This window comes from Franconibacter daqui (genome assembly GCF_014644275.1).
Taxonomy (GTDB): Bacteria; Pseudomonadota; Gammaproteobacteria; order Enterobacterales; family Enterobacteriaceae; genus Franconibacter; species Franconibacter pulveris.
In genome coordinates, this window is record NZ_BMKJ01000006.1 from 163,512 (window position 1) to 186,807 (window position 23,296).

At 56.5% G+C, this 23,296-nt stretch carries 20 protein-coding genes; 1 reads left to right on the top strand and 19 read right to left on the bottom strand.

Going from position 1 to position 23,296, the window contains the following annotated elements; all coding sequences use genetic code 11:
• Positions 1-39: 39 nt before the first annotated feature.
• The 18 genes from IEX01_RS18125 to IEX01_RS18210 form a co-directional block, all read right to left on the bottom strand.
• Positions 40-1,518 carry an MOP flippase family protein gene (locus IEX01_RS18125; protein WP_188724287.1) on the bottom strand — a complete coding sequence of 493 codons (1,479 nt, stop codon included), beginning with the start codon at positions 1,516-1,518 and terminating at the stop codon, positions 40-42.
• Positions 1,519-1,527: 9 nt separating this feature from the next.
• Positions 1,528-2,922, bottom strand: a complete 1,395-nt coding sequence (wcaJ, locus tag IEX01_RS18130; RefSeq protein ID WP_188724288.1) for an undecaprenyl-phosphate glucose phosphotransferase — start codon at positions 2,920-2,922, stop codon at positions 1,528-1,530.
• Positions 2,923-3,107: 185 nt separating this feature from the next.
• Entirely contained in the window at positions 3,108-4,478 is a 1,371-nt protein-coding gene (gene cpsG, locus IEX01_RS18135; RefSeq protein WP_188724289.1) for a colanic acid biosynthesis phosphomannomutase CpsG, read from the bottom strand.
• A gap of 172 nt (positions 4,479-4,650) precedes the next feature.
• Positions 4,651-6,093 (bottom strand): mannose-1-phosphate guanyltransferase, encoded by a 1,443-nt coding sequence (gene cpsB, locus IEX01_RS18140; protein ID WP_024555780.1) that lies wholly within the window; start codon positions 6,091-6,093, stop codon positions 4,651-4,653.
• A gap of 3 nt (positions 6,094-6,096) precedes the next feature.
• On the bottom strand, positions 6,097-7,320 hold the full coding sequence (gene wcaI / locus IEX01_RS18145) for a colanic acid biosynthesis fucosyltransferase WcaI (protein ID WP_048888097.1): 1,224 nt from the start codon (positions 7,318-7,320) through the stop codon (positions 6,097-6,099).
• Entirely contained in the window at positions 7,317-7,796 is a 480-nt protein-coding gene (locus tag IEX01_RS18150) for a GDP-mannose mannosyl hydrolase (protein WP_188724290.1), read from the bottom strand. Before IEX01_RS18150 ends, wcaI begins: the two co-directional genes overlap by 4 nt.
• A gap of 3 nt (positions 7,797-7,799) precedes the next feature.
• Positions 7,800-8,765 (bottom strand): GDP-L-fucose synthase, encoded by a 966-nt coding sequence (gene fcl, locus IEX01_RS18155; protein ID WP_188724291.1) that lies wholly within the window; start codon positions 8,763-8,765, stop codon positions 7,800-7,802.
• Positions 8,766-8,767: 2 nt separating this feature from the next.
• Positions 8,768-9,889 carry a GDP-mannose 4,6-dehydratase gene (gene gmd / locus IEX01_RS18160; protein WP_024555776.1) on the bottom strand — a complete coding sequence of 374 codons (1,122 nt, stop codon included), beginning with the start codon at positions 9,887-9,889 and terminating at the stop codon, positions 8,768-8,770.
• A 147-nt stretch (positions 9,890-10,036) separates the two neighbouring features.
• Positions 10,037-10,636 (bottom strand): colanic acid biosynthesis acetyltransferase WcaF, encoded by a 600-nt coding sequence (wcaF, locus tag IEX01_RS18165; protein WP_188724292.1) that lies wholly within the window; start codon positions 10,634-10,636, stop codon positions 10,037-10,039.
• Positions 10,637-10,659: 23 nt separating this feature from the next.
• Positions 10,660-11,412 (bottom strand): colanic acid biosynthesis glycosyltransferase WcaE, encoded by a 753-nt coding sequence (gene wcaE / locus IEX01_RS18170; RefSeq protein WP_024555774.1) that lies wholly within the window; start codon positions 11,410-11,412, stop codon positions 10,660-10,662.
• 14 nt (positions 11,413-11,426) lie between these two features.
• Positions 11,427-12,647 (bottom strand): colanic acid polymerase WcaD, encoded by a 1,221-nt coding sequence (wcaD, locus tag IEX01_RS18175; RefSeq protein WP_024555773.1) that lies wholly within the window; start codon positions 12,645-12,647, stop codon positions 11,427-11,429.
• Positions 12,622-13,839: a colanic acid biosynthesis glycosyltransferase WcaC gene (gene wcaC, locus IEX01_RS18180; protein WP_188724293.1), complete on the bottom strand. Its 1,218-nt coding sequence runs from the start codon at positions 13,837-13,839 to the stop codon at positions 12,622-12,624. Before wcaC ends, wcaD begins: the two co-directional genes overlap by 26 nt.
• Complete coding sequence (gene wcaB, locus IEX01_RS18185) at positions 13,836-14,324, bottom strand: colanic acid biosynthesis acetyltransferase WcaB (RefSeq protein ID WP_188724338.1); 489 nt, start codon at positions 14,322-14,324, stop codon at positions 13,836-13,838. The genes wcaC and wcaB overlap by 4 nt, the downstream gene beginning before the upstream one ends.
• Positions 14,325-14,326: 2 nt before the next feature.
• Positions 14,327-15,172 (bottom strand): colanic acid biosynthesis glycosyltransferase WcaA, encoded by an 846-nt coding sequence (wcaA, locus tag IEX01_RS18190; RefSeq protein ID WP_024555770.1) that lies wholly within the window; start codon positions 15,170-15,172, stop codon positions 14,327-14,329.
• Positions 15,173-15,349: 177 nt separating this feature from the next.
• Positions 15,350-17,512, bottom strand: coding sequence for a tyrosine-protein kinase Wzc (gene wzc, locus IEX01_RS18195; protein WP_035895342.1), 2,163 nt, complete (start codon positions 17,510-17,512; stop codon positions 15,350-15,352).
• Between the two features lie 2 nt (positions 17,513-17,514).
• Positions 17,515-17,958: a low molecular weight protein-tyrosine-phosphatase Wzb gene (gene wzb, locus IEX01_RS18200; protein WP_024561259.1), complete on the bottom strand. Its 444-nt coding sequence runs from the start codon at positions 17,956-17,958 to the stop codon at positions 17,515-17,517.
• Positions 17,959-17,964: 6 nt separating this feature from the next.
• Positions 17,965-19,104 carry a polysaccharide export protein gene (locus tag IEX01_RS18205; protein WP_034881860.1) on the bottom strand — a complete coding sequence of 380 codons (1,140 nt, stop codon included), beginning with the start codon at positions 19,102-19,104 and terminating at the stop codon, positions 17,965-17,967.
• Between the two features lie 248 nt (positions 19,105-19,352).
• Entirely contained in the window at positions 19,353-19,517 is a 165-nt protein-coding gene (locus IEX01_RS18210) for a hypothetical protein (RefSeq protein ID WP_154663415.1), read from the bottom strand.
• Between the two features lie 308 nt (positions 19,518-19,825).
• Here IEX01_RS18210 and IEX01_RS18215 point away from each other — a divergent pair, with 308 nt between their 5' ends.
• The gene (locus IEX01_RS18215) at positions 19,826-21,403 is read left to right on the top strand and encodes a TerC family protein (RefSeq protein WP_024555767.1); all 1,578 of its coding nucleotides are present in this window, start codon (positions 19,826-19,828) and stop codon (positions 21,401-21,403) included.
• A 37-nt stretch (positions 21,404-21,440) separates the two neighbouring features.
• Here the strand turns inward: IEX01_RS18215 and asmA are convergent, their stop codons facing one another.
• Entirely contained in the window at positions 21,441-23,285 is a 1,845-nt protein-coding gene (asmA, locus tag IEX01_RS18220) for an outer membrane assembly protein AsmA (protein WP_024561261.1), read from the bottom strand.
• Positions 23,286-23,296: the final 11 nt, after the last annotated feature.

Genomic DNA, 23,296 nt, shown 5'->3' on the forward strand with positions numbered 1-23,296 from the left:
TATGACCTCGTCATCTTAACAACAGCGCGTGTTTAAAATTCAGCTCACGCGCAATAAGGCTTTCAACTTGTCGCTACGGCACAGCTGTCGCTTAATCTCAAGCACCAGCGGTTCACGAGAAAAAAGCAAGGTCAGCGCAAATGCCGCGACGCCAGCAACCACCTGAAGAATTAGCAACGCCGCGAAAGGGAGTTGCCCCGGGAGGAAATACCCCAGCCCGCCGCTCACCAGAACGGTGGGCAAAGATAAGCGGAAAGGTAACCAGATGCTGTAAATGTAGTCGCGATAACTCGGTCCAAGTATCGGTTTAATAAGAACAAAATAGGTCAGTACGGTATTAATTATCTGCACCGACAAAAAGCCGATGGTCACGCCCAAAACGCCGCCCATATGACCGCCGACGACAATGGCGGGCACAAACAGCACCGTTTTAAACAGGTTGAATTTAAAGCTGATATCCATGCGCGCTTTCGCCATCAGCAGCGAGCCGATGGGGTTGCCGATGGCGCGCAGCAGCCCGACGATGCACAGCAGTTGCAGCACCGGCGTAATAAACAGCCAGCGCTCGCCGAACAGCACCCGCACGAAAGAGTCGGCAACCACCAGCAGCCCCAGCAGCGCCGGGAAGTTGATAATCCCCACCATGGAGATGAGTTTGTAATAGTTCACGCGCAGTTTCTCGGTATCGTCCTGAATCTTGGCGAAAGCCGGGAACAGCACGCGGGTAATAATCGGGTTGAGCTTGGCAGGCGGGACTACCGCCAGGTTATAGGCAAGGTTAAAGCCCCCCGCCGCACCCGCGCCAAGAATTCGCGCCAGCACCAGCGTCGAGAGGTTGGTGTTGATGTAGTTCACTACGCTGTCGGCAGTGAGCCACGCGCCAAACTTGAGGTTAGAGGCAACAGAAGGGAGCGAGAAGTGCAGCCCCGGGCGGTAGATTTTACGTCCAGCAAAACCAAACAGCGCGGTGCGCACCACGGTATTGACCAGATAACCGATAATCGCTGTCATCGCCACCGGCCAGTAATGCGCGCTAATCACCGTGAAGGTAAAGCCCGACAGCACCGCCAGCGTCTCTATCATGCCTATCTTGTTAAATTCCAGCTCCTTTTGCATCAGGGCGCGGAATTGCTGACCGTGGGGGATGACCACAAAAGCAAAGGCCAGCGTTTTGATAAGCGGCGCGAGATCCGGGTTATGCAGCAGCGCGGCGATAACGCCGCTCAGCGAGAAAACCACCACGCACACCAGCACGCCAAGCCCGACGTTTAGCCAGTAGAGGGTTGTTAACTCCAGATGGCTAATCTCTTTACGCTGGATAATCGAATTGGCGATACCGAAGTCGGAAAGGGTATCGGCAAGGGCGATTATCACAAGCGAAATGGTCAGCAACCCGAACTGGTGGTTATCCATCAGGCGGGCCAGCCACGTCATCTGCAACAAGCCGAGGGCGATGATGATGACGGTGGAAATAGCGGACCATTTGGCGCCGCTGATGGTTTTTTCTCTGAGGCTCATGACAAATCCTTAATACGCCGCTTTGTTCACAAAGCCTTTGAAGATGGTGAGAAAGACGATTTTGATATCAAGCCACAGGCTCCACTCGCGAATATACTCGAGGTCAAATTCGACACGTTTTTCCATCTTCTCCAGAGTATCCGTCTCGCCGCGCCAGCCGTTGATCTGCGCCCAGCCGGTGATGCCTGGCTTCACTTTATGGCGCAGCATGTAACCTTCAATCAGCGCGCGATACTGCTCGTTATGCGCGACCGCATGCGGGCGCGGGCCGACAATCGACATGCCGCCGGTGAGCACATTAATAAACTGCGGCAACTCATCAAGCGAAGTACGGCGCAGGAAACTGCCCACTTTGGTGACGCGCGGATCGTTCTGCGTCGCCTGCACCACGACCGCGTCGTTCTCCATCACCCGCATAGAGCGGAACTTCCAGACCTTAATAGGCTTGCCGTCCATCCCGTAGCGGGTCTGGCGGAAAATAATCGGGCCTGGCGAGCTCACTTTCACCGCCACCGCGATGCACAGCAGCACCGGCGAAATCAGCAGCAGGATTAAGGACGAGAGAATGATGTCCTCAATGCGCTTGAGTACGCGGTTAATGCCCGAAAGCGGCGTGTCAAACAGCGGTACCACCGGCACGCCGTTCACTTCATCAAGACGCGAGTGCAGGATATTGAAGGTGAACACATCCGGGATCATCATCACCGAGCAGGTGGTATCGGAGAGATCGCGCACCAGCTTTTTGATGCTCGCAGCGTCGTTCATCGACATCGCGATATAGACGTTATGAATTTTTCCCGCTTTCGCATCTTCCACCAGCTGTTCCGTGGTTCCTGCCCACTGCGACGGCACGCCGTCCGGCAGCGGGTCGTGATAAACGCCCATCACCTCAAAGCCCAGCCACGGCTCGTTGCGAAAGCTTTCCGCCAGCTCCTGGCCTACCGGCAACGGCCCGGCAATCGCCACCCGACGGGTGTTGTAGCCGTGGTTGCGCAGCCAGCCCGCGCCGATGCGAATACAGGAGCGGCATACCACCATGCCGACGCTGGAAAGCAGATACCAGGCGAGGTAAGTGCCGAAGCTGACGTTAAAATCATCGTTAAAGGCCAGCAGGCCAGCGCTGAAAACGAGCGCCAGCGTCCAGTTTTGCAACAGCAGCAACAGTTCGGTTGATATCTTCACGCCGCGCCAGGAGCGGTAGAAGTCGGTCATGCCGCCAATCATCTGAAACACCACAAGGGCTATCAGCGCCATCAGCAGATGCATATAGAAGAAAGGCAACCCACTGAGCCGGCACATCAGCCATAGCCCGGTGAACATGATGGTGATATCAGAGAACCGTTGCACCATGGAGATTAACGATGCATTCGTTTTAGCTCGTTCGCGCTTTTTTAGATTTGCCATCGTCGTACCTGTAGGGCGCCCAAAGGCGCTGTTAAGCGATCTCACCTTAATGCCCCTCCTCTTCTCCTCCCATGCACCGGGAGGAGGTTGTTCCTTTAGCCCCTTGCGGGACCGTGATTCTTTTATCCCTCGCTACAGAAGGCGCTCTCCCCTTTTGCTGCCGGGGCGAAGGTTCTACCGCCTGGTTACTGATTCAGCAGCGCCAGGATCTCCTGCGTTTTAGTCTGCATGAGTTCCGTGTCGCCGCGGGACTCCACGTTCAGGCGCACCACCGGTTCGGTGTTGGAGCTGCGCAGGTTGAAGCGCCAGCCGGTAAATTCCATGCTGATGCCGTCGGTGCGATCAATGCTGTCCGCCTGCGGGGCAAAATGCGTTTCCACACGCGCAATCGCCGCCGCCGGCTCCGCCAGTTTGCTGTTGATTTCACCGCTCGCCGGGAACGCCGCCATGCGATCGCGAACCAGTTCGCCGAGCGTCTGGCCTTTCAGGCACAGCAGTTCGGTGACCAGCAGCCACGGGATCATCCCGCTGTCGCAGTAGGCAAAATCGCGGAAGTAGTGATGCGCGCTCATCTCACCGCCGTAGATGGCGTCTTCATGGCGCATGCGCTCCTTGATAAAGGCGTGGCCGGTTTTCGACATCACCGGCGTGCCGCCAGCGGCCTTCACCACGTCCACGGTGTTCCAGGAAAGACGGGGGTCGTGAATGATTTTCGCGCCGGGGTGTTTTTCGAGGAAGGCTTCCGCCAGCAGGCCGACAATGTAGTAGCCCTCGATAAACTGCCCGGTTTCGTCGAACAGGAAGCAGCGGTCGAAGTCGCCGTCAAAGGCGATGCCCATGTCGGCGCCGTGTTCGATAACCGCGTTGCGGGTGTCGTCGCGGCATTCCGGCAGCAGCGGGTTGGGAATGCCGTTCGGGAAGTTGCCGTCCGGCGTGTTGTGCACCTTGATAAAGCTCACCGGCGCGTTCATCGCCTTCAGACGCGCTTCAATGGCGTCCACCACCGGGCCCGCCGCGCCGTTGCCAGAGTTAATGACCAGTTTCAGCGGCCTGAGGTTGTTCACGTCGATATAGGAGAACAGATGGTCGATATACGCCTCGCGCAGGTCGATGCGTTTATAGCCGCCGCGCTTCGCCTCGTTTACCGGCGGGAAGTCATTGGCCTCGGCGAGACGCTGCACGTCGCGAAGCCCGGTGTCGCCGCTGATCGGGCGTGCGCCCTCGCGCACCAGCTTCATGCCGTTATAGTCCATCGGGTTGTGGCTGGCGGTCACTTCAATGCCGCCGTCCACGCCCAGGTGGAACGTGGCGAAATAGATCTCCTCGGTGCCGGAAAGCCCGATATCCAGCACGTCGACGCCCGCATCCTGCAGCCCTTTCGCCAGCGCCAGCTTGAGCGCCTCGCTGGTCAGGCGCACGTCGCCGCCCAGCACAATGGTTTTCGGTTTCAGGAATTCGCCATAGGCGCGGCCGATGCGCCAGGCGATATCTTCGTTCAGCTCCTCGCCAAGACGGCCGCGAATGTCATAGGCTTTAAAACAGGTTAACTTTTCCATTTTTATCTCTTGGTTAATCTTTTTTCGGAAAATCCAAATCAGTAAGGCGCCTGCCTGCGGTTTTCACGTTGCGGACAGGCGGCAACCGCGTGCACTCCCGGGCGCATGGTCCGCCACGCGCCCGGCGCGCAGGGGCGGTCAGCGCGCCTGCGGCGTGAAAAACAAAGCGGGATCAGACGCGGCCATAGCGGTCTGCGAACCGCACCACGTCGTCCTCTTCCAGGTAAGCGCCGGAGCGCACCTCAATCAGGTCGAGGGGAATTTTTCCCGGGTTTTCCAGGCAGTGGGTGGCGCCAAGCGGAATGTAAATCGACTCGTTCTCGCCAAGCAGCGTCACCTCGTCGTTGATGGTGACCTTCGCGGTGCCCGCCACCACAATCCAGTGTTCAGCGCGGTGATGATGCATTTGCAGCGAGAGGCCCTCGCCCGGCTTCACGGTGATGCGTTTCACCTGATAGCGGTCGCCCTCGTCGATGGAGTCATATTTACCCCATGGACGGTAAACCTCGCGGTGGATATGGTGCTCGCGGCGGCCGTCCTGCTTTATCTGCTCCACCACTTTTTTCACATCCTGCACGTGGTTGCGATCGGCTATCAGCACCGCGTCTTTGGTCTGCACCACCACCAGGTCTTTTACGCCCACCGTGGTCACCAGACCCGATTCGGCATAGACGTAGCTGTTCTCGGTGTTGTGGCTGATGACGTCGCCGTGATGAACGTTGCCCTCCGGCGTGCGGCTGGAGATCTCCCACAGCGACGACCAGGAGCCGACATCGCTCCAGCCGGCGTCCATCGGCACCACCACCGCGTCGGCGGTTTTTTCCATCACCGCATAGTCCACCGACTCTTCCGGGCAGGCCAGGAAGGCGGCTTCATCCACACGGATAAAATCGAGATCCGGGTCAACGGCGCGCATCGCTTTTTCACACGCGTCCAGAATGTCCGGGCGGTACTTGTTAAGCTCTTCGAGATAACGCCCCGCGCGGAACAGGAACATGCCGCTGTTCCAGTAGTATTCGCCGGTATTAACGTAAGCGCGGGCGGTTTCCAGATTCGGTTTTTCCACAAACTGCGCCACGCTGAAGGCCACGGCGTCGACATTCTGCTCGGGGTTGACCACCTCGCCGCGGCGAATATAGCCATAGCCCGTTTCCGGCTGATCCGGCACGATGCCGAACGTCACCAGCTTGCCGCTCTCAGCGAACGGCATCGCCGCGCGCACCGCGTCGCGAAACGCCTCTTCGTTCTGAATGACGTGATCCGCCGCCAGCACCAGCATCAACGGGTCGCTGTCCGGGCTGTTGCGCTTCGCCGCCAGCGCCGCCAGGGCGATGGCCGGCGCGGTGTTGCGCCCGGCGGGTTCAAGAATGATGTTTTCAGTCAGCTTGTTCAGCTCGCGCAGCTGTTCGGCGACGATAAAACGGTGCTGTTCGTTGCAGATAACCACCGGGCTTTCGCACTGCACGCCGTTTAAGCGAGCAATGGTCGCCTGCAGCATGGTCAGTTCCCCTTTCAGGCAGAGGAACTGTTTTGGGTAAAGCACGCGGGAGAGCGGCCACAGACGGCTGCCGGAGCCGCCTGCCATAATGACTGGGTAGAGTGTCGACTGACTCATGGCTTAACCCCGAATATCAGCAATAAATTGACTTAACACGTTCTCTTTTTCGAGCGTGCGTTCGGCATATTCACGTGCCACCGTGTTGAATTTGGGAAGCTCCAGACAGGCTTCGATGCCCTGCGCCAGCGCGGGTGTTGATTCCGGCTCCACGCAGACGGCGATGCCCGGGTAGTTCAGGCAAAGCTGGCCGAGCTCGGTTTCGTTTTCTGCGGTAATCACCGCATTGCCGCCCACCGCCAGAATGTTGGTGAGTTTGGAAGGCAGCACCGCGTCCGCCGCGCCGCGCTTTTGAATCACCAGATGGCAGTCGGCCATCTTTAGCAGCGCCGGCAGGGCGTCATAAGGCTGAAGCGGGAAGAAACGCACGTTAGAAAGGCCTCGCTCCGCCGCCATCTTCTCAAGGCGCGCCTTGCCGCCGCCCTGACCTACTATCACAAATTCCCAGGGCTTATCTTTCAGGCGTTCCGCCGCTTCAATGGCGGTTTCCAGCCCCTGTTTCTCCCCGATGTTGCCGGAGTAAAGAATGATTTTTTTATCCGCCGGCAGGCCAAGCTGCTGGCGAAGCGTTGCAGCTTCTTCCTGCGTCACGTCGCGAAAGCGGGATACTTCCGACCAGTTGGGGAAGAAAATCACGCGCTCTTGCGGCACGCCCTTCTCTCTGGCTTTATTCATCATTGAACGAGAGATGGTCGAGACGTTGTCCACGTTATGCAGGCCGCTGCGCTCAAAGCGGGTCGCCAGACGGGCGATTTTGCCGCCTTTTCCCTTGCCCGCCATGCCAAGGCCCAGCATGGCGTCGACTTCGTAATCCTGAATATGCAGCAGCGTTTTCGCGCCGGAGAGCTTCGCCAGCAGGCGCATGCCCGGCGTGCAGAACAGCGTCGGCACCACGCCGATAATGCGGTCCGGCTTCCAGTTGCGCTGCGCCAGCAGCGGGAAGAACGAACTCACCGCAAAGCTGCCCAGGTGAATCAAACGCTTCAGCGTCGAAGGCTGCTTCGGCACATAAAGCGGGCAGCGCCATACGGTGGCGGCGCCCTGCTCTTTGCGGTAGCGCCAGGCGGAGTAATTCTCTCCTACCTGCCACTGCGGGTAATAAGGGGGTGCGGTAATGACCCGCACCTCATGGCCCTGACGGGCCATCCATTCCACCATCTCGCCGGTGTACTTACCGATGCCGGTCAGCTCCGGCGAGTAGTTGATGCCGTAGACCAGGATCTTCATAGCCCCGGCACCTCCGCCTTGCGTTCGGCAAGGAAATAGGCGCGGCTGTTGTCATGCACCTCTTCGCTTGCCGTAAGCTGTTCGGGCTTCATCCAGCGGTAGGCATTGTGCTGTTCGGTCGGCAGCGTTAACGCCGCCTCTTTCACCCGCAGGCGAAAGCCCAGCACGATGTAGTGCGTGGAGAAATCCTCCCCGGAGAAGTTGTCGTCGTAAAAATGTTGCCAGACGCCGTAAAACTCCCCTTCTTCCATGGCGAAACGCTTGCCGAGCTCGGCCTGCGTCAGGCGCTCAAAGGCGAGCGCGAGCGGTTCGTCCTTCTGCACGCGCCCGCCCGGCACAAACCAGTAGCCCTGCGCCGGTCGGTTGGTGCGTTTGCCCAGCAGGAACTCCCCGCGCTCGTTCTCCACGATCAAATCGATGGAGATGAGCGGCGTGGAACGCACCACGGTGGCAAAGTCTTCCTGGCTTAAAAACATCGCTTACCCCCGGAACCGGTGCTGGTTTTCAAGGAACCACTGGTAAGTGCTGGCGAGGCCCGCCTCCAGGGTTATCTCGTGATACCAGCCCAGGCTGTGCAAACGCGTCACGTCCAGCAGCTTGCGCGGCGTGCCGTCCGGTTTCGAGGCGTCGAACACCACGCGGCCCTTGTAGCCCACCACTTTGGCGATGGTTTGCGCCAGTTCGCGAATGGTGCAGTCCACGCCAGTGCCGACGTTGATGTGAGAAAGCATCGGCTCGGTATTTTCCAGCCACACCTCATGCGCCAGCTCCATCACATGAATGCTGGCGGCCGCCATATCATCCACATGCAGGAATTCGCGCATCGGCGTGCCGCTGCCCCAGACCACCACGTCGGCCGCGTTCTCCTGCGTCGCCTCGTGGAAGCGTCTGAGCAGTGCCGGGATCACGTGCGAGTTGCTCGGGTGGAAGTTATCGTTCGGCCCGTAGAGGTTGGTCGGCATCACGGAGCGATAATCGCGGCCATGCTGGCGGTTGTAGGACTCGCACAGCTTGATGCCCGCTATCTTGGCGATGGCGTAAGGCTCGTTGGTCGGCTCAAGCGTGCCCTGCAGCAGCTCGCTCTCTTTAATCGGCTGGTTCGCCATCTTCGGATAGATGCACGATGAACCGAGGAACAGCAGCTTATTCACGTCATGCTTATGCGCCGCGTGAATAATGTTGCTCTCAATCATCATGTTCTCGTAGATGAAATCCGCCGGGTAAGTGTTGTTAGCGACAATGCCGCCCACTTTCGCCGCCGCCAGGTAAACCTGATCGAGCTTCGCGTCGGCGAAGAAAGCATCCACCGCCGCGCTGTCCAGCAGGTTCAGCTCGTCGCGCCCCTTAAGAACCAGTTCAACGTCGTCGCGCTGCTCAAGCTGGCGGACGATGGCCGAGCCCACCATTCCACGGTGGCCGGCGACAAAAACACGTTGTTTCTTCATCCTCAGGACTCCAGCGCGATGGCCACCTCGTAGCCGTGAGATTTGAGCAGCGAGTGTTTTTTGGCCGCTTCAAGATCTTTGGCTACCATCTCAGAAACCATCTCCTGCAGCGTGATTTCCGGTTTCCAGCCCAGTTTTTCATGCGCTTTGGTCGGGTCGCCGAGCAGGGTTTCCACTTCAGCCGGACGGAAGTAGCGCGGGTCAACCTGAACGATAACGTCGCCCGGTTTTACGCCCGGCGCGTCATGGCCGGTTACAGAAACCACGATGCCTTTTTCTTCCACGCCTTTGCCTTCAAAGCGCAGTTTGATGCCAAGCTGTGCGGCGGCCATTTCGACAAACTGGCGAACGGAGTACTGCACGCCGGTGGCGATAACGAAATCTTCCGGCTGCTCTTGCTGCAGCATCATCCACTGCATTTTCACGTAGTCTTTGGCATGGCCCCAGTCACGCAGGGAGTCCATGTTGCCAAGGTGCAGGCAAGACTCGAGGCCCTGGGCGATGTTGGCGATTGCGCGGGTGATTTTGCGGGTAACGAACGTCTCGCCGCGACGCGGAGATTCGTGGTTGAACAGGATGCCGTTGCAGGCGTACATGCCGTAGGATTCGCGGTAGTTGACGGTAATCCAGTAAGCGTAAAGTTTGGCCACCGCATACGGGGAGCGCGGGTAGAACGGCGTGGTCTCTTTCTGCGGGATCTCCTGCACCAGACCATACAGCTCAGAAGTAGAGGCCTGGTAGAAGCGCGTTTTCTTCTCAAGACCCAGGAAACGGATGGCTTCCAGCAGGCGCAGGGTGCCGATGGCGTCTACATCCGCGGTGTATTCCGGCGATTCAAAAGAGACCGCTACGTGGCTCATTGCCCCCAGGTTGTACACTTCATCCGGCTGCACTTCCTGCAGGATGCGGGTCAGGTTAGACGTATCAGTCAGGTCGCCGTAATGCAGGTGGAATTTCGGGTTAGCGGCGTGCGGATCCTGATAGATATGGTCAACGCGCTCGGTGTTGAACGATGAGGCGCGACGCTTGATGCCGTGTACTTCATAGCCTTTCTCAAGCAGGAACTCAGCCAGATAAGAGCCGTCTTGTCCGGTTACGCCGGTAATGAGAGCAACTTTACTCATAATGTCTATTTCCTCTGTTTAAATCGGACCTTGCCTGCCCACCAGGCTCGTTAATCATTCAGGGTTCAGTCGCCTGTTCCCCTTACTCAGGCCCTCTCGCCTGGAGAGGGGAAAATCTTTCTTATCTGGCGGCGTGACGCCGCCGCGTTAATTCATGCCCGCCGCTTTCTTCCGCTCCTGATGGAGAGGATCCAGGGGGGAGGTTTGCGCCACCCGCTCGCGAACGATGTGCGCCGGGTTGCCGCGACAAATCACATTCGCCGGCAGCGGCTTAAATACGCTGCTTCTGGCGCCGACAACCGTGCCGTCGCCAATGGTCACGCCAGGGGCGACAAAAACATCTGTCGCCAGCCAGCATTTCTCGCCAATCACAATTGGCGTGGCGTTAATATCGAAATGGTCTGACATATAGTCGTGGCTGCCGGTGCAGAGATAACATTTCTGCGAAACCACCGAATTGGCTCCGATGGTAATATCGCCAAGGGTATATAAAACGGCGTCGTCGCCGACCCAGGCATAATCCCCAAGCGTTAATTTCCAGGGGTACGTTATTTTTACCGAAGGGCGAATAACCACCCCTTTGCCGATTCGCGCGCCAAAAAGCCGTAATAAAAAGGCGCGCCAGCGATACAGCACTTGCGGGGACCAGGCAAATAACGTCGCCTGAACCGCCCACCACAGTTGAACCTTAATAGGGTGCCCGCCCCGGAAGCCTTTCGGCACCGAGAATCCGCTTAAATCCTGCATAGTTTTTCCTTATGCTTCAGGCGTTATGCTTTGTGATACATCGCCTTGGCTTTGCCGGTCGTACGCAGGCGCAATAAATAAGATAATTCCGCCCAGAAGCCGGGCACGCCTAATATTTTGCGCTGAACATTTCTGGCGTCGCGGCATAATTCCAGATTATTCGAGGTTGACACGCCGCCCATCGAAAATTCCGAAACCAGACCTTTTAATTTTTTAAAACCATAGCCTGCTTTATAGAGACGAGCGGTTAAAGCGTAATCGGATGAGACTTTATATTGCAGGTCATAAGGATAATTGCGCAGCCCTTCTACCGGAAAGAAGATAGCCTGATGGCTGGCTGGCAGGCTGTGATAAATATACCAGCCATGTTTCGCGCCGCGGCGCACTTTATTGCCATCGCCAAAATCGAGCAGCGCGTCGCCAATATACATAGCGCGTTCAGTGGTCGGCGTAGCGGCGAGTTGATGCGCGACCTCCGCCACTTCCGAATGAAACACGTCGCCGGAATTCAGAAAAATAGCGTAACGGCCTTTAGCCATTGCGATGCCTTTATTCATGGCATCATAAATGCCTTTATCCTTTTCGCTAACGTAGCGTAAATTATATTGGCCGTGCAGATTTTTCAGAAATTCCTCAGTACCGTCGTTAGAGCCGCCATCGACGACAATCCATTCAAATTCAATCCCTTTGGCTTTCGCCAGATGGGCCAGCGACTGCCAGGTTTTCACCACCCCTTCGTAATTGCGCCAGGCGACAGTAATTACACTCAAAAGCATCATGGCTGACCTCATCAGGAAGCTGTAATGTTTAACGCTTTACGCAGAATAAACGGACAAACTATTAAAAACGCATATTCCGGGCTAAATATCGAACCGGTGAAGAACAGCGATACCGGCGTGAACAACCAAAGCTGAACGCGAAAATTCTGATTATTACCAAACGCGTTAAGCATCATTTTCACAACCCGGTACATATACCAGCACGTTAATAAAACCGCGAACCATGAAAAATAAATGATTAGCAGATACAGCCCATTGTCTATGGTTTTACCGACGTCCGCACCGTTAAAAATTCCGAATGATGCGACATATTCATAAAGCGAACCGAAACGCACAACGCCATCGATGTTTGTCAGCGAATACCCGACCATCGCCAGCGGACCGATAATTCGGTAATAAGAGGAAGATCCTTCCGTTCCGAGGTCGCCGAGACGCGTCGCAATATAGGGAAAAGCAAACACAACGCCGACAATGAACACCGCCAGTGAAATAATTGCCAGGGGCAACTTTTTACGGATCGCATTTTTGTTGAGATACTGAAACGCCCATTCCAGCAGATAGAAGAGAATAAACGTCATTACCCCTGAAAACGACCCGGATAAAATTATCCCCAACAGAATCATACCATCCGTTTTCGGTGTTTTGATACCAAACTGTTTGATACTGAGCCAAATTGAGATTAACGCCAGAGCGAAGAAGGCGGGTTCAAAATAGAGCGCCGTAGTTCGCCGCCCGCCAAACTTGATAAAATTCAGTACATAGCTATTGCTGTAGATAAGAAATTTAGAAATATTCTCCATCAGGCTGCTGCCGCCAGTGAGAATAATCTGAGCCATTTCCATCGCCGCGAGCGCCACAATAATCCCCACCACGATGTAAAATAAACGTAATATCTTACGATAGTTTCGCGGCGAGATGGTTTTGAAGCGGATGCTCCAGGTCATGCCAATAATGATGACGATATAAACAAAAAGCATCGTCGAGGTAACATACTTGCTGGCGTCGAGCGACTTGCCAAAAACGAAGTTAAACAGCGTCAGCCCGGTCCCGATCCCCAGTGCAATAAGTAATTTCTTAACGCTTATTTTTTCCACGTACAGCAGCAAAATAAGCGGCAAGAAAGTGACAACGGTAATGGGGAAGCTTTCGCCGAGCTGCAGCAGCTTAACGTTCACCACGAGGTAGATGAACGGCAGCAGCAGATAGCTACAGACTCTGATAGAACGAGACATATTCCTCCAGCATCTGTTCGCCGCTGTATGCCGCCCGGCTGCGCGCGGTAAAGTCCTCAAGAGAGGCGTTAAAGACAGCCTGAGCGATTTGCGCCTTACCCTGCTGCGCTAATCGCAGCGCGGTCTCGTCATCCACGGTTTTACCGCCCGATTTATGCAGCACTTCACGGGCCGCGTCGCTGTGGGTGGCGATAACGGGCACGCCAATAGAGAGCGCTTCGCACAGAATGAGCGGGTAGTTATCCACGCGTGAGGTAAACAGCAGCGCGTCCATCTGATTCAGCTCGCTCATCAACTGGCGCTTGTCGGTCAGAAAGCCGTGATTAATTACGTTGCCGCCTTCGAAGGGGGAAAACTTGCCGAAGGTATGCACTTCCACTTTATCCCCCAGCGCCACCAGCTCACGCACCAGGCGCTGGTTAGTTTTTCCGTCGTAGCGCAGGTCATGGGCCACCACGGCAATCTTCGGCCTGGCTGACGCCGCCTGGACCGGCGGCAGCTCCGCCAGAATCGCCTCGGTGGCAACGTCGATGCCGTTGTTGATGATGTGGCAACGCCCTGCCCCGTAGAGTTCGTTAAACGCGTCCGCCACATGCTGGCTTGGCGAAATAAAGCGGCAGCCCAGGGCCAGCATGTCACGAAAGAGCTGGCGCTTGCCTTCCACCAGGCTGTGGGCGCGGTCGATTTTTACCGGCGGATAGTTGCTGAGCGTCGGACATTTGCGACAGCCGCTCTTCCAGCCTTCGCAGCCGTCGAGAAAGGCGCAGCGGCCGGTCACGCTCCAGTGGTCATGCAGCGTCCAGACAAACGTGACGTCCGCTTTATGCGCTTTCAGTCGTTTGCAGAAATCCACTACCTCTTCCAGATTCAGCCAGTAGCTGTGCAGCACATGAAAATGCAGCACCACCGGTCCTTCGGTACGGGTCAGACGGCGATAAAGGCCGTTGAGATTGCCGAACAGGTCGCGGTTGAAAAGCCGAAACAGCGCGATATTGGCGACTGACGTTAAACGCGGCGTATGTTTTTCAACATGCGGGAAGCGGTCATGGCTGACGCTTTTTTTGCCGCCCTTGCCATAGCCGTAGATAAAGCGAGAACGCAGTCCCTTTTGCAGCGCGCGCTGGTGAAGATCCAGCGCCACGCCCGCCGCCCCGCCCTCGGCGAGGCGAACATTAAATTGCATAATGTTCATTTGATTACCTTTACCCGCGCTTTTTCGCCTACCACCAGCGCGTTGTCCGGCACGCTGTCCAGCACCACGCTGCCTGCGCCAACGGTCACGTTATTGCCGATGGTGATATCGCCAATCATGACGACATTCGCCCCCAGTTCGACGTTATTGCCGATAACCGGACAGGCGAGGTTTTCGGCGCCGCGGTTGCCAATGGTTACGCCGTGACGGATAACAAAATCGTCGCCCGCCACCACGTTTTTGTTAATCACCACCGCGTAGCCGTGATGGATGGTGAAGCGGCGCCCGATGGTGGCGGCCGCCTGAATTTCATAACCAAACAGGCATTCCGTAACAAAACGGTAAAGCAGCAGTACCGGCACCGCCCAGAGGTTGTTCAGTACGTTTTTCTTGCGCCAGACTGAACAGAAATGGGCCACGCGATAGGCGGTCACCATGCAGCAGGGGCGAAGATTCCATGAGTTGGCGCGTAGATCCTCAAGCAGCATTATTTCCCCCGCAGTCCGTCAGCCAGTCGCTTGGTATTGCGAACGGAGAGCAGCGTCAGCAGCGTGCGCCAGGTCATGCGTTTGTTGCGGATCTGGTAGAGCGTGAAGAGCTGATACTTTTTGCTCGCACGGTCGAATTTATCTTTGTGTTTACGGTAGAAGTGAAAATAGCCGGCAAACTTTTTCGCCGATTTGGTTATCTGCATCTCGCCGTGGTTTACGTGCAAGATTTGCGTCGCCTCTTCCACTTTCCACGGTTCGCCGTATTCCACCACCATGCGCAGGAAGATGTCGTAATCCTGCGCGGCGGCAAGCTCCGTATCGAACAGGCAGCTTTTAAAACGCCAGGCGTAGGTAAAAACCTGGTTGCCGACGATATTGCGCTTGAAGAAAAGCTTCAGCGACCAGGGCGATTTGGGATAGAGCGGCAGGCTGGCCGGCTGCGAATAGACCTGCCCTTCGCACAGATAGTCGTTAGCGTACAAAAACGCATGGGTGACCAGCTGGTGCTTATGCTCAAGAAACGTGGAAAGGCGATCCGGCATCCACTCGTCATCGTCATCGATACCGGTAATAAACTCCCCTTTCGCCTGCAAAATAGCCTGGTTGCGCACCGCGCAGGCGCCGGAGTTGTAATCATTGCGGGTATAACGCACGCGAGGGTCGTTCAGCCCCTCCACGAAGCTTTGCAGTTGTTCATAAGAGGACGAACAGTCATCAACTATGATCATCTCCCAATGCTCATAGTCCTGGCGCAGCACCGAATTGATGGCGCGGATGGCCAGCTGTTGGCGATTCCATGTCGGCATATAAATGGAAATTAATGGGCGCGCTGTGCGGGTCATTGTTGTTTCTCCGAATGCAGATGGAAGTTATGCACGTTAGCGGCGACTACCTTTGACTTCCGGCTTCGCTCAGGGAGGTAAACCAGAAGCGTTCTCTTTGTCGTATTCCCCCTCTCCCGGGCAGGCGCTTTTCCCTCTCCCTTTGCGGGAGAGGGCGGGTTCAGGGACGATCGGGGGTTATTTGTGGTCGGACTTATACTCGTACTCGTAATAGCCGTAATCCTGGTACCCGGTCGCGCGGCGGAAAATGGAGTTCAGAATCACCCCTTTAACCTGAATGCCGTTCTGCTCGAAGCGGCTCAGGCTGGTTTCCACCTCTTTCAGGGTGTTGACCGCGTAGCGCGCCACCATCAGCGTGGTGCCCGCATGGCGGCCCACCACGGCGGCGTCGGTGACAGCGAGGATAGGCGGCGTATCGATAAGCACCATGTCATACTGGCTGCTCGCCCACTTCACCAGCTCAGCGAAACGCTCGCTCATCAGCAGTTCAGACGGGTTCGGCGGGATCTGCCCGCGCGGCACCAGGTCAAAGCCGGGGATAGAGGTTTTCTGCGCGCAGCGGGAGATATCCCCCTGCCCTGCCAGCACGTCGGAAAGACCGTTGACGTTAGTGGTGCCGAGCAGCTCGTGGGTATATCCCTTGCGCATATCGCAGTCGATGAGCAGCACGCGCTTGTTGGTCTGACTGATAACCGCCGCCAGGTTGGCGCAAACGAAGGTTTTACCGATAGAAGGGCTTACGCCGGTCAGCATCAGCACGTTGTTGCGCGCCTGCATCATGGCGAAGTGCAGGCTGGTGCGCAGGCTGCGGATCGCTTCAACCGCCAGATCGGTCGGGTTGCCCACCGCCAGCAGTTGGCTTTGCTTGTAACGCTTAACGCCTTTGACGGTTTTCACGCTGTCGCGCTCTTTTTGCCATTCAGAGAGCGGGATGCTGGCGTAAACATTGATACCTGCCTCTTCCAGCGCCTGCGGGCTTTCAATGCCGCGGTTAAAGAGCGAGCGCAGCAGCACCACCACGACCGAGAGCAGCAGGCCAAGAATCAGGCTGCCCAGGATTATCAGCGCTTTTTTCGGCTTCACGATGCCCGGCTGGGTGATAGCCGGGTCGACGATGCGCACGTCGCCCACGGTGCTCGCCTGGGTAATTTTCAGCTCCTGCTGTTTGTTCAGCAGCTGCATGTAAACCTGCTGGCCCGATTCCACATCACGCGTCAGGCGAACAATCTCCTGCTGCGTTTTCGGCATCGCGGTCACGCGCTTGTTCAGCTTCGCCTTTTCATCTTCCAGCGCCTGACGTTTTTCCAGCAGCGTGCGGTACGCCGGGTGCGCCTTGGTATAGAGCTTGGAGATTTCCGCCTCTTTAAAGGTCAGCTCGTTGAGCTGGGCGTCAATGTTAACCATGGAATCCAGCACCGACTTGGCCTCAAGCGGCAGGTCGACCGAGTCTTTTTCCTGGCGGTAAGCGTTAAGCTTGTTCTCTGCATCATCCAGGCGCGCGCGCACTTCCGGCAGCTGTTTATCAAGGAAGGCCAGGCTCTTCGCCGCCTCTTCCGACTTGCGCTGCACGTTCTGCTCAAGGTAGTTGCGGGTAATGCTGTTAAGAATGTCGCGAATCTTATCGCGGTCTTCGCCGGTGAAGGTCAGACTCAGCACGCCGGTATCTTTACCGTTTTCCGTCACCGTCAGGTTGCCCTGCAGCTGATTAATCATGCCGAGCGTGGAGTATTTGGTTACGGTAAAATCGCTGCCTTCGCCAGCCTGAATGGCGCTGACCATCATCTGCACGCCATCTTTCGACAGCATCTGGCCTACGGTGCCGCGCGCGCTAAAGCCCGCATCGCTGGTAAGCTGATACTGCTGCGGCCCCAGCACTTCCAGAGTGAACGTATCCTGCGCCATGCCTTTTGGCAGGTTGAAGGTCGTCACCTTCACCGTGTCATTGGCATGCCCTGTCAGGCGATCCCAACCGGCGCCGAAGACGGGAAAGGTGTTTTTCTCAACCGCGATATCAAGGTCAAGATCGTCCACCGTTTTGCCGAGCACCAGGCGCGACTGGATCAGCTGAATTTCCGCATCGGATGCGGGCGGCTTGTTGGTCAACGCGCTGTTGATATCCTGTACCAGCGAATTGCCGGCATCCTGTTCTATCTGCACCAGCGCGTCGGCGCTGTAAATAGGCGTGGCGAATAAAACATAGATAAGCGCCAGCAGGCCGAACAGCGCGGTGATGCCAAGCACCCACCACTTCGCTTCAATCACCGTGCCGATAAGGCGCCCGATATCAATTTCGTCACTGCCCTCAGACGAGGCGGCAGAATGTCTTACTTTCTCTGTCATCGTTATCCCTGCTGCGTATTCAGTGCCTGCGCCCACTTGCGGGCCGACCGATCGAGAAGTGAATAGACCGCTTCAAACGCTTCGCGGCTTTTACGGTAAGGGTCCGGAATTTCGCTCTCGCCATCCCAGTGGCCAAACAGCATGACCTTGCCGCGCATTTCCGGCGCGATGTCGCACAGCGAATGAATATGCCGCCGCTCCATCGTCAGGATCAGATCGTATTCACGGCACATCTGAGCGGTAAGCTGACGGGCGCTATGCCCGTCGAGCGACAGATCGTTAGCCTGCGCCACGCTCACCGCATTGGCATCGGCCGGCTTTCCCACCAGCGCGCCGAGGCCCGCTGAGTGGACGGTCAGTTCCGGCTGGTAGCGCTTAAGCAGGCGCTCCGCCGTGGGGGAACGGCAAATGTTCCCCACGCACACCACAAGAATTTTGTTAAACATAGGCCGTTACCAGTTGTGAACGTCGCTTGCCGTATCCGTCATATAACGAACACCACTGATGGTCGGCAGCAGTTGGTTGATAAGGCGGTTCCAGCGGGCCACCGGCGCGGTTGTGACGTAAACCACGTCGTACGGCTGCAGGCGGAACTCGGTCGCCATCACAAGCGAGGTGGCATCCGACATATCCAGCTGGTAGATGTTGGCAATCTTGCCGTTGCGCTGCCCTTCGCCTTTGAGCGGACGAATAACAAAGATGCCGCTGGCGTTGGAGGTATTGAGGTCGATGCCCTCCGCCTGGCCGAGCGCTTCGGTCAGCGTCATGCCGCTGAAGTCCATCTTGAGCGTGCTCTGTTTCTTCACTTCGCCCATCACGAACACTTTGAGATCGTCATTACGCGGCACGAAGAGGATATCGCCCGGATAAAGCAGGCGGTTCTGGCTGAGATCGCCGTTTTGCATCAGCGCCTGCAGGGAAATGCGGTTTTCACGTCCGTTATGGGTAAGCACGACGTTGCGCCAGTCGGCGTCTTCGGTCAGACCGCCTGCGGCGTTAATCGCATCCAGAACGGTAAGCGGCACGTTGGTGATAGCCTGCTGCCCCGACTTCTGTACCTGGCCTGATACATAGGCTTTCTGCGAACGGAACGCGGCGATATTAACGTCCACCTGCGGGTCAGCGATGTATTGCGCTAAACGGCCGGTAATATCACTACGAATTTCCGAAAGGGTTTTACCCGCGACATGGACGCGACCGATATAGGGGTAGAACATGGAGCCGTCGGGCTGCACCCAGTTGCCGGTGTCGCTGGAGCTGCGGTACTGCCCCGCTGGCGTGGTCAGTTCAGGGTGATCCCAGACGGTGACGTTAAGCACATCGCCCGGCCCTACCCGATACTGATAATTAGAGATTTCCTGATCCAATGACATATTGGGCTGCGCGACATTGGGCCGGGGTCTTAATTGCTCAACCAGCCTTGGCGTAAGAGGATAAACATTTACCATCCGGTCAAGGTCAAAGTCTGCATCCTGTTGTTTGATCACATCTTTGCCCATTGTGGACATATTACTACCGGGAAAGACGGTGCAACCACCTAGCAAGGTTACAGACACCAATAAAGGCATCAGTTTCAGTCTGGATCTCATCATTGAATATTTATCACTTAGGCAAAGTTATTATCCAGGATGTTTTAAATAAGCAACCCTGTTTTTCACTGCCCGCAATAGTGATGCCTGCGGGCGAAGTTAATAAACAGAATCAGTCCTAAAATTGCTTATTAAACCGCATATCGTTGACAGAAAAATTATCGGCTCATCTCCGGGCGCGGGCATGCTACCGCCCTTGGCTTACAGCAACCAACCCACTGAAATAACGCAGATAATTTAGAGAATATGAGTTAAACCAGAATAATCTTATTTATTAATACCATCAGCAAAACAGCAGTATCCGGCCCCGCAAAGCGTGCGGAAAAAGAATAGCCGGCGCGGCGTTGATGAATATCGAAAGTTAGTTTTGCAGTTCCTGCTCTTTCAGGCAAGGCATGCGGACGGGAACGATTCATTTTAAGAAAATCCCGGTAAATACCCCTCTGGTTTTAGGATTTTCTTCATCTTGACGAAATGGCATTGATAAATTAAAGCCCCAATATTTAATGAAGTGCTACATGCGGAAATTCTTAAAAAAAAGGAGCCATCAGAAAGCGCTATGAAATAATAATGAAGGGTTCATGGCATATCAGTGATTAAATAATGACAAAACAATCAGCCGTCCCGAAATAATAAGATAAATCTCAGTAGTGATTGCTTTTCAGGGCGCCTTTAACCATGATCATCAAAGACATTTGTAGACAACACAGGTAAATAACCCTTTATGGAATGGATTGCCGATCCGTCAATCTGGGCCGGGCTCGTGACGCTGATTGTCCTCGAGCTGGTGCTCGGTATTGATAATCTGGTGTTTATCGCCATCCTCGCCGAGAAACTTCCCCCCGCTCAGCGCGACCGCGCCCGTATCACCGGCCTGCTGCTTGCAATGGGGATGCGGCTGCTGCTGCTCGCCTCTATCTCCTGGCTGGTGACGCTCACAACGCCGCTTTTTACGCTTTACAGCCACGCGTTTAGCGCCCGCGACCTGATAATGCTCGTCGGCGGGCTTTTCTTACTGTTTAAGGCGACGGTAGAGCTCAACGAAAGGCTGGAGGGGAAAGACGCGCAGGGAACCACGCAGCGGCGCGGCGCGAAATTCTGGGCGGTGGTTACGCAAATCGTCATTCTCGACGCTATCTTCTCGCTGGATTCGGTGATTACCGCCGTCGGCATGGTGGATAAGCTTGCGGTGATGATGGCGGCGGTCGTTATCGCCATCTCGCTGATGATGCTCGCCAGCAAGGCGCTTACCCGCTTTGTAAACAGCCACCCGACGATAGTTATCCTCTGCCTGAGCTTTTTGCTGATGATAGGCTTTAGCCTGATTGCCGAAGGCTTTGGCTACCACATTCCGAAAGGCTACCTCTATGCCGCTATCGGCTTCTCGATAATTATCGAGGCGCTAAACCAGCTTGCTATCTTTAACCGCCGCCGCTTTCTTTCCGCCACCAGCCAGAACCTGCGCCAGCGTACGGCGGAAGCGGTGCTGCGGCTGTTGAGCGGCAATAAAGAGGAAGCGGATCTGGACCCGCACACTTCATCCCTGATCGCCGATTATGACAACACCCCGGTGTTCGACCCGCAGGAGCGGCGGATGATTGCGCGCGTGCTGCACCTCAACCAGCGGCGCGTCGGCAGCATTATGACGCCGCGTCACGATATTGAGCATATCGACCTCAGCGCGCCCGAAGAGCAGGTGCGCGCCTTGCTGGATAAAAACCAGCATACCCGCGTGGTCGTGACCGGCGGCGAGGAAGACCTGCTGGGGGTGGTGCATATTATTGACCTGCTGCAACAGGCGCTACACGGACAACGGCTCGACCTGCGCGCGTTGATTCGCCAGCCGCTGGTCTTTCCGGAGTACTTGCCGCTGTTGCAGGCGCTGGAGCAGTTTCGCAATGCGCGTACTCACTTCGCTTTTGTGGTGGACGAATTTGGCTCGGTGCAGGGGGTTGTCACGCTGAGCGACGTTATGGAAACCATCGCCGGCAACCTGCCAAATGAAGTCGATACCCTGGACGACCGGCATGACATCCAGAAAAACCCGGACGGCAGCTGGACGGCGAACGGCCACATGCCGCTGGAGGATCTTATCCAGTACGTGCCGCTGCCGCTGGAGGAGAAGCGCGATTACCACACGCTTGCCGGGTTGATAATGGAATACCTGCAGCGCGTTCCGCAGGAAGGCGAAGAGGTGCAGGTGGGCGACTACCGGCTGAAAACCGTGCAGGTAGAAAACCACCGGGTGCAGAAGGTGCATATCACGCCGCTGGCGCAGCCGGAGCATAATTACGACGTGTAGAAAAGAAAAACCGGGAGACAGGCTCCCGGTTTTTTTATCAGAGTTTATCAAGCAGCTTCTTCAAATCCTTGCTTTTGCTGCTGTCCTGATGGCGTTCCACCCAACCGTTCAGCCGACGCTTAGCCTCTTCCTGCAGCCGCTTACGCAGCAGGTCGTCAACTTCAAGGTTGTAGTTGAGTTTCTGCCAGGGGCCGTAAACCCGCAGCGGCACCGGCGTCTCTTTCAGCCAGGCGATCAGCTTGTCATTGCCCTGCCAGCCGCCGCTGACCAGCACCTTAAAGCGCGTATCGCACTGCTCGCGAACCAGGTCCAGCGCCCCTTCGCCCGTAAGCGTCAGCAAAGACGAGCGCCCTTGCATATCGTTAAGCGTCAGCTCGCCGTTATCCAGCGTCGCCGCCGCGCTGAACTGCTCAAGGGTGGTGGCGTTATCGTAATCCTGCTGCGCTTTTACGTCGCCGTTGCTGCGGGCCACCGCCTGCTGAATAAGCTGCTGGAAATTCATGCCTTCAAGCCGGGAGTGACTCATCATCACGGAAGCGTCGCCGACCCAGCGCTCGCGGAAGGCTCTGGCATCAATTCTGTCGCCTTCAAACTCGCCATTCAGGGAAAGCTTGCCGGTCAGCGCAATGGGGTAATCAAAGGCTTTAAGAATGGAGCCGACTTCAATGTTCTCTAACTGCGCTTTGAACGCGGCGTGCGGCTCGTCGTTTCGCGCGTCCAGGCTGCCCGGCAGCGAAAGTTTGCCGTCGCCGAGATGGCCTTCCAGTTGCGAAATCGTCAACATTCCCGCGTCATTGGCAAGCTGGGCGCCAACGTTGGTGAATTCGAGCCCGCGCCAGCGCACTACGCGGGCGTGAAGATTGGCCCTGGCGGTAAAACCGCGCAGCTCATGATACTGCGCTTCCTCCACCTCGCTTGCGACGACAGGGCGCGGCAGCGAAGCCTGCTGCTGCCCCTGCTGGGGCGCGGCTGAATCGGTGGCGGCGTCAGAGACCAGCAGGTTTTCGAAATTAAGCCGATCAGACTGCAAATCAAGCGTCCACTGCGGCTTATCCGCCAGCACTACGCTCCCCTGCCCTGTCAGCGCGCTGTCGTTCGCTTTAAGATTAAGCTGCGAGAAAGAGAGGGTTTTTGACGCTTCCTGCCACTGCGCCTGCAGCGTCGCCTGGCCATTTATCCCCTGGCGCGGCAAATCGGCGCCCTGAAGCTGCCAGCTGAACTGCGAAACCGAGGCGAGCAGCCGCTGAGGATAGTCCGCCGCGTTCAGGTGCGCCGTTAGCGAGAAGGTTAAATCGCGCTGATCGCGATTCACCCTGGCGCTCATTTCAAGCTGCGCCTGATCTTTCTCATCCTGCTCCATTTGCAGGTTAAGGTTACGCACCGTGACCTGCTCATCGTTTTCATGCTGGAACACCAGCAGGCTGTCGGCCACTTTCAGACGAGAGATATCAAACGACCAGCCGCGCTCGCTTTCCTGCGGCGCCACGCCGCCTTTCGGCCCAACCGGCGCCCCTTGCGGGTGGCGCTCTTCGCTTTGCGGAGTCAGTTGCACCACGGCGCCTTTCAGCATCACCTGGCGCACCTCTAAGCGATGCGAGAACAGCGGCAGGAGCGCTACGTCAAGGCGCATATTGTCGGCGCTCACCATCGGCACGCTCGCGCCCGGCGCGGTAAGACTCATGCGGCCGGACAGAATGCTCAACTGCGGCCATACATGCCAGCGCAACGGGCCGTCGAGCTTGAGCTGATAGCCGCTGCGCGCCTCGACCTGGCGAACCATATACGCGCGAAAATCGTTAGGATTGACCAGCAGAACAAGCGCGGAAAGGCCGGCGAAAAAGACCACCAGCAGAATCATCAGCGCGGTCAGAAGTCGTCTCATGTCATCCTCAG